General features: G+C 43.3%; 4 protein-coding genes. 3 read left to right on the top strand and 1 reads right to left on the bottom strand.

The features are described 5' to 3' along the window. Positions 1-482 precede the first annotated feature (482 nt). The gene (locus tag Psfp_RS20450) at positions 483-836 is read right to left on the bottom strand and encodes a hypothetical protein (protein ID WP_134220360.1); all 354 of its coding nucleotides are present in this window, start codon (positions 834-836) and stop codon (positions 483-485) included. Between the two features lie 1,641 nt (positions 837-2,477). On the opposite strand from Psfp_RS20450, the gene Psfp_RS20445 reads away from it, so the two are divergent. Genes Psfp_RS20445 through Psfp_RS20435 form a run of 3 tightly spaced genes read left to right on the top strand, consistent with a single transcriptional unit; the run spans position 2,478 to position 6,233 of the window. Further along, positions 2,478-3,359: a xanthine dehydrogenase family protein subunit M gene (locus tag Psfp_RS20445; RefSeq protein WP_134220359.1), complete on the top strand. Its 882-nt coding sequence runs from the start codon at positions 2,478-2,480 to the stop codon at positions 3,357-3,359. 3 nt (positions 3,360-3,362) lie between these two features. Next, positions 3,363-3,848, top strand: coding sequence for a (2Fe-2S)-binding protein (locus tag Psfp_RS20440; RefSeq protein ID WP_134220358.1), 486 nt, complete (start codon positions 3,363-3,365; stop codon positions 3,846-3,848). Further along, positions 3,849-6,233, top strand: a complete 2,385-nt coding sequence (locus tag Psfp_RS20435) for a xanthine dehydrogenase family protein molybdopterin-binding subunit (RefSeq protein ID WP_134220357.1) — start codon at positions 3,849-3,851, stop codon at positions 6,231-6,233. The last annotated feature ends 1,116 nt before the right edge of the window (positions 6,234-7,349 follow it).

Genomic DNA, 7,349 nt, shown 5'->3' with positions numbered 1-7,349 from the left:
GGATTGATAATCAGGTTGACACCCTGGCGCTCAATTTGCCCACTGGCATCCAAACTGATTATTGCCGCAGTGTCAAAAGTTTGTTTCATCAGAACCGCAATCCTCATATTATTCCTCCTTTGACATAAGGAAGTACGTTAGTTAAATACAGCATACTAGCACAAACTAAAGTAGTATATATTAGAATATATACTTGTTATATTATATAATAGGTTGTTTAAAAAATAAATAGTTTAAAACCAGACATTTGTAGCAATTGATGTCGAAATCGCTCTTTTATAAATATCCATAAAATCAGAAAAACATCCGTTTATCCTGGCCTGGTTTTGTGCTTGGCAACTATATTATGCCAGGATAGGGATGTGTTTTCTTGTGGTTTAACCTTTAATACTATAAAAACAAATTGTTGTATTTAGCAACGTCAGACTTTTTAAAATTTTGAAAACGTAAGGATTAAATCCGATACCTTAATGTTGGTGATCCTATTGACCAGGGTTTAATTCGAAGAGTATTGTCTCTTTGTGGTCAATTTTTCGAACCAAATTTTCATTGCATAAAAGTTCTAAATGAGTGACAGCCTCTGCTGTGGCAAAAAATTTTTGAGCTCGCGGAAATGTTTCCCAAGAATTGCAGTTTATATCCCAGGTCATTTGGCTTGCGATGTGATAGGCGTTCATAGGCCCGTTTTTTAAAATATGTAAAACCTCGTTAAGCCCAGTATCTATGAGCAGATTCCGCCCCTGTCCTTTAATAAGATAGGAGTTTAAATATTTGAGGGGGGTTTTGGGCAAGGGCACTTCCAATCTGTAGAAATTAGGAAACATTACTTCAATCACTAAACTCTCTCCGATCTCATTTTATTATGACCGTATGTAAAAAAACTTTTAGGCAAATTGCGGATATTGTTCAAAAAAAAGAGAGAGGAGCTGTTATGATTAGCTTTGATAAGTTATTTAAGTGAAATAACTATATACGGTCAAGCATAACCATTTACAGACAAAAATGAACTTGATTTTTTAAATATAGTACTATACAATGGAATAAATAGTTATTGACATACGCTCATAAGGCAATAAATAAATTTTTTAATGTCAATAAGTTATATTAATGAACGAGATCAATTGTATAATTATTTTTTGCGATAAAAAGTGATTTTTGTAACATGATGGTTCTATTCTACAGCATTATTATTTTTTAGTATACTACTATAGCCTGTATTAGTTTAGTATGTTTTAGATGTTATTCCCAGCTGTTAATGATATTACTATGGACTATGTTAACTACAGTAACACTTAATAATTGAGTGGCTTTAGACTAATAAATCCTGTAAAAAACAGCAAAAAAAAGAGCAACACCGATCCTTTATCCGGAATTTGTGAGTGTGCAAACAAACCATTCCGAAGGAAAGTGTCCTCGTGTTATTACCACTAGTCAATTAGAAACATCAAGCCGGGAACAAAAATAAATCTACAGCGAAAACATGAGAAAGACTTTCATAAAACCATAGACTTTACAGGATTCCTAGAAAAGCACTTCACAATAAAAAACATCATAACTGCCAGTACGCCGCCGCACTGAATCGATCAACATATCCCTTGAAAACTCTGAAAATAAAAAACGATTAAATAAGAATCGAAAAATAAGATAAGTGCCGTTTTAGCGAGTCTTTGCCGCCTCTGATGACCTGAATGTTGTCTGCGACAAGGGCAATAAATCAACAACCCTTTGACGAGTTAAAACACCAGACGCTCCTTTTTTGCTGATAGGGACAACCTGTCAGGCAGGGGAAATTATTCTTACTCTATCGAGACCGGCACAAAATTCAACAGTGGTTCCGCTAGATGAAAGCCCCTTTTTCCGGGTCGGTTGGAACCTGCTTTTGCACTGGATATACCAAAAAACCGCCTACTTGCGTCGTTTTATGACTTTGCTATGCCGGTGCCATAGACATACTTGGCAAATCAGGGTCACCATGATAGAGGTAATGATTAACGGGTATTAAGTAGCTAAACGCTCTTTCTAAACTACGCAGCACTGAATGAAAACAAAAAATAAGATTTGCAAAGTGCCCTAAACGGTTTTAGGGGATCTCAGCAAAGACTGATTTTAGTATCTCCAGTATCTCCAGTTACAAATATCGACCATTTGATTGTATAACTGGACAATCAAAAAGTCAAGGTTGAATTTGTAGCTTGATTAAAAATGATCTTAACTATTTTTTCAATGCCGGGTTGCTTTAAACAATAGATAAACCTGGGCTGGTTTAGTGTTGCCTTATTTCGGAAGGTCGGTTCAATAATTAATGCTATGGCCTCTAGGAGAAACAGCCACGGGTTAACTAAAAGGCTTCCCTGGTGTTGAATCAAAATAAAGGGGGCATGTCCAAGAAAACACCAAGAGAGATTCCTGCAGCAAGAGGTCGAGAAAGTGGTAATGCATGAGCAGTGGAAAGGATAAGAAGGAGGTGGCTTGCAAAGATGTATACGAATAACTTTGAGTATTTAGCTCCCCAGACGCCTGGCGAAGCGTTTGAATTAGTAGGCCGTCTGGGAAGCAAGGCCAGGATCCTTGCCGGCGGCACAGACCTGATCGTGTTGATGAAAGACAAGGTAATAAGCCCGGAATACCTGATTGACATTAATAATATCGAAGAGTTTAAAGGCATAAAGTATGAGCCGGGTAAAGGTATGGTCATCGGCGCGACCACAAAGATTGCAGAAGTTGAGTATTCCGAAATAGTGAAAGAAAAATACTATGCCCTTTACTGTGCGGCAGGCGAACTTGGTTCAACCCAGGTAAGGAATATGGGCACAATCGGCGGCAATACTTGTAACGCTTCACCGTCGGGTGAGACTCCCACACCGTTGGTAGCGCTGGGCGCCAGGGTTGTTGTAAGCAGCGCGGCCGGGGAAAGGGAAATGCCTCTGGAGAACTTCATCACAAGTGTCAGAAGAATCGACCTTAGGGAAGGAGAAATTCTGACCAGGTTTGTTCTGCCGGAGCCGTCTCCCAAGTCAGTGAGCCGTTATGCCTATATGGGCGCCAGAGACTCTATGGAAATTGACTGTGTCAATATGGCTGTCAGTTTTGAACTGGAAGACGACAAAAAGACTGTGAAGAATGTAAGGCTGGTCATGGGCTCAGTTTTCGTGAGACCGCTGGTATCCAATGCTGTTCCCGAAATCTTGATTGGGCGGAAATTCAGTGATGAATTAGTAGAGAAAGCGGCTGAAGCAGCTCAGAGCGAAGCAATGCCGATTACCGACATCCGGGCCACCGAGGAATACCGGCGTGAAATCGTAGGAGTGCTGGCTCGCAGGTTACTTAAAGAGGCGTTCGCCGCCGCTCAGGAGGTGTAAGCTTTGAAACAACAGATTAGTTTAGACATAAACGGTCGGGTATATGATCTTGTTGTTAGCCACAGGGATTTGCTTGTTGACGTACTCAGGAAAAAAATAGGCCTTACCGGCACAAAAAAAGGTTGCGGGATGGGCGACTGCGGCGCCTGCACCGTGTTGGTAGACGGAAAAGCCACATTGTCCTGCATCACGCTGGCGATTACCTGCCAAGGCAAAAAAATCACCACTGTAGAAGGGCTGGCTTTGCCAAATGGTGAACTGAATCCTCTGCAGGCGGCATTTATCAACCATGGCGCCGTCCAGTGCGGTTATTGCACACCAGGCATGCTCATGTCAGCAACAGGGCTCCTGGACAGGAATCCCAAGCCCACCGAGCTTGAAATCAAGCGTGCCATAGCAGGGAACCTTTGTCGCTGCACCGGCTACAAGAGAATTGTTGAAGCTATTCAAATGGCTTCCGAGGCCATGTCCGCACAGGGGGTGAAGTAAATGGGAATATGGGATAAAGAGCAATATGTACGTGAAGGAGTACCTTCATATCTGGATGAAAGAAGGTTTTCCCAGATAGGAAGAAGCGTGCCGAAGGTAGACGCCGCTGTCAAAGTAAAGGGTGAAGCGGTTTATACCGACGATATGGTGCTGCCCGGTATGCTGTACGCGAAAATCAAACGCTGCAAAGAATACGCGCACGCCAAAATCAAAAAGATCGACTGCAGCAAAGCGCTCGCATTGCCGGGAGTACTGGCAGTACTCACCGGAGACGAAGCTCCTAATAAATGGGGTATCGTGCCGCATAATTGCAATGAGACTGTACTGGCTATAGATAAAGTTCGCTTTTATGGGGAAGGCGTGGCCGCTGTTGCCGCCATCGATGAAGAAACCGCCGAGGCAGCCCTTGATCTAATTGAAGTGGAATACGAGCCCCTGCCGGTATTGCTTGATCCGTTTGAATCCATGGCACGGTCAAATGAAGTGCTAATCCATGATGATAAGCCGGGAAATATATGTCACCAGGGTGATCAGATATACGGCGATGTGGACAAGGCCTTTGCCGAGTGTGAATATGTTTTAGAAAGAGAATTCAAAACCGGCATGCCGCAACAGGGCTTTATTGAACCGCAGTCCGCCCTGGCCAGCTATGACCCGCAAAGCGGCAGACTGCATTTGTGGGCCAGCAACCAGGTTCCCCACTATCTGCATGTCCAGATGTCGAACGTTTTAGAAATACCCATGAGCAAAATCCGGGTTACCATACCCACGGTAGGCGGCGGTTTCGGCGGCAAGGGTGAAGCATGCCCGTCAGAGTTTGTGGCCTGCCTCCTGTCCAGGAAGACCGGCCGTCCGGTTAAATTAACCTATGAGCGCAATGAAGTATTCTTCACCAATAAGGGCCGGCACCCATGCCACATGAAGATGAAAATTGGCGCCGATAAAGACGGTTATCTCCAGGCCGTAGAATTTGACAATACTATGGACAAGGGCGCATACGCAAGCTGGGGTGTCGTGGTGATGTTCTACACTGCGTCCATGGTCCACCTGCCCTACAAGATTCCCAACGCCCGTTCCTATGTCAGAAACGTATACACCAACAAGCCCAGCATGGGGGCCATGCGTGGTCTAGGCGGCGTCCAGCCCAAGTTTGCCATGGAGTGCATGCTGGACGAGTTGGCTGAAATGATGGGGATCAGCCCGTACGAACTGCGGATGAAAAATTCTGTCGAATCAGGCTATACAGCAGCAAACAATATGTACGTGCCGCACACCGAGTACAAGAGATGCCTGCAGACCGCTGTGGAAAAATCAGGCTATCTTGAAAAGCACGGAAAACTGCCTTTCGGCAAAGGTATCGGACTTGGCGGCGGTAATTATATTAGCGGCACAGCCTATACCCTCTACCCGTCTTACAAGCCACATACCACAGTGGTACTTCGGGTTGATACCGAAGGCGGGGCGACCCTGCACTGCGCGTGCACTGATATCGGCCAGGGCGTTAACACCGTCATGGCTCAGATGGCCGCCGAAGCGCTGGGGCTCTATTTCGAAGATATCCATATCCAGTCGCAAGACACGGAAATCGGAACCTTCGACCTGGGTACTTTTGCCAGCCGGTTAACCTACGCCACCGGTACCGCTATCAGGGCGGCAGCCGAGCCGATCAACCAGAAGCTTAAAGAAATTGCGGCTGGGATGCTGGGTTGCCGGGCCGACCATTTGCAAATAAAAGACCATAAAATCTCTTCTATGTATGAAACGAAAAAAAGTATAGAATGGGAAAAAGTAGTGCAGGTAGCCATCAACTCCGTTGGGGCGCTGATAGGCATCGGGCACTTCTCACCGCCGCGGCGCAAAGGGATTGATATCGTGACCGGCAATAGAATTCAGGGCGCGAATATCGGTCACTCTCCTACCTTTGGTTTCAGCTGTCAAGTACACGAAGTGGACGTGGACGTGGAAACCGGTCGGGTCCGGGTGAAGAAGGTAACTGAATCCGGTGACATGGGCACAATGATCAACCCCATGGCTGCGGACGGTCAGGTGGAAGGTTCCATTGTGTATAACATGGGGTCGGCTCTCTATGAAAATCAGGTTATAGACGAAAACGGCGAACATTTGAATCCAAACTTCCACGACTATAAGATGCCGACTGTTATGGAAATGCCGGAAATGTCCATCAACACTTTAAAAGACAGCTATGACCCGACAGCTCCCTTTGGGGCCAAGGAGACAGGCGAAGGCGCCGTTCAGCCAACTTTCCCGGCTATTGTCAACGCTATCTATGATGCTATAGGTGTAAGGTTCTATGAAGTGCCGGTTACTAAAGAAATGGTACTCAAGGCCTTGAAAGAAAAGAAAGAAAAAGAAGCTAAATACTAGCTGTGACTCTCCTGCGTAGCTAAGTGAATGATGCCCTACGCCGGGTTATTTTTCCCGGCGTAGGGTCAAAAAGTTAAAGATATTTTCAACCCAAGACTATGTAAGACGCAACGCCTATATTGATTTTGAAAATCTACAGCTTGAAAAAACCGTCTTTGTCCAGACCGATTTTCATACTGTAGAGATTAATTAGCGGCAACGGAAGATAAACCCGTTGCCGCTAAAATTATATCTTTTCAGTTATAACGTGAAAGCTTTTTAAGCCTGCTTTTAAGACGGTCGCCAAGACGGGTCTGCGGCTCCTTCAGTGACTGATTCCTTGCGCAATACCTGTCAACAGGGTAGGAAAACACCAGGGTTGAAGTATGTTCCCTGAGTGATGCCTACTATGAACAAAACCTAGTTACTCACTCTAATGCAAACAGTGTAATTTATCTAAAACCGGTAGGAACAGGATTTTTTCTCTTGAAACATTTCTGTTGCATAAAGGAACACCGTTTGTGATGAAAATCATAAATGCCCGGGGCTTAATATAGAAGCAATATCTTTAAAATACACATGGCTTTTCGGACAAAAAATTGAACTTGATTTTTTAAATATAGTACTATACAATGTAATAAAAAATATTGTTATGTGAGTATAACAGCATAAATAAGTTTTATGCTGTTAATAAATTGTGTTAATGGTAACGCTGTATAAAGTTGTGGGGTGCAATCGAAAGTGTTATTTTTAACATAATAATTATAGCATGCATATTATTATTTTTTTGGCATACTACTATAGCCTATACTAGTTGGATATATTTGATTCATTTTCAATTTTTTTTGTTTTTTAATGTTTATAGTGCTATAAATTATATTATTATTTTATATAGTTAATATGCTAACTAAAATGCGGAAAATAACAAAAATAAGTAATACGTATCTGTGGCAATGGGATAGTGTCTTATCCTAATTTTTTGAATAAATAAAGGGGGAATGCCAAAGAAAGCGACATCAGAATTTTCTGCAGTAAGAAGTGAAGAAAGCGGTTATCGATGGGTAGCTGAAAGTATTTGAAGGAGGTGGCTTACAAAGATGTATATGAATAACTTTGAGTATTTGGCTCCCAAGACGC

It is taken from the genome of Pelotomaculum sp. FP, assembly GCF_004369245.1.
GTDB lineage: Bacteria > Bacillota > Desulfotomaculia > Desulfotomaculales > Pelotomaculaceae > Pelotomaculum_C > Pelotomaculum_C schinkii.
The sequence above is the reverse complement of the archived record's forward strand: the minus strand, read 5'-3'. Positions and strand labels throughout refer to the sequence as shown.